Source organism: Flavobacterium sp. FlaQc-52 (genome assembly GCF_044007495.1).
Lineage (GTDB): Bacteria > Bacteroidota > Bacteroidia > Flavobacteriales > Flavobacteriaceae > Flavobacterium > Flavobacterium cupriresistens.
In genome coordinates this window covers 1-280 of the sequence record NZ_JBIPCV010000051.1, presented here as the reverse complement: position 1 = coordinate 280, position 280 = coordinate 1, and the positions used below count along the sequence as shown (strand labels likewise).

The window sequence follows — 280 nt, the reverse complement described above, 5'->3', positions numbered from 1 at the left end:
CAGGCGCTCTAGCCAGCTGAGCTAATCCCCCATTTTGCAATCTTAGATTGTAGAATTCAGATTTTAGATTTCTTAATTCTTCTCTAATTTCTTTGGTGAATTCCAACTTCTAGAATTTCCTTTTTTTTAAGCTTTTCAGTCTTTTTAAGTTACTTTTAATTATAAATTTTTGATTTTTAATTAATTCTCTTAAAAAGTAGTCCCGGGCAGACTCGAACTGCCGACCCCTACATTATCAGTGTAGTACTCTAACCAGCTGAGCTACGAGACTCTGTTTTAC

The 280-nt window shown here is 34.6% G+C and carries 1 tRNA gene; it reads right to left on the bottom strand.

Annotated features, from left to right (window positions below):
* Nucleotides 1-197: 197 nt before the first annotated feature.
* Nucleotides 198-271, bottom strand: a tRNA-Ile gene (locus ACHRV5_RS22465).
* Nucleotides 272-280: the final 9 nt, after the last annotated feature.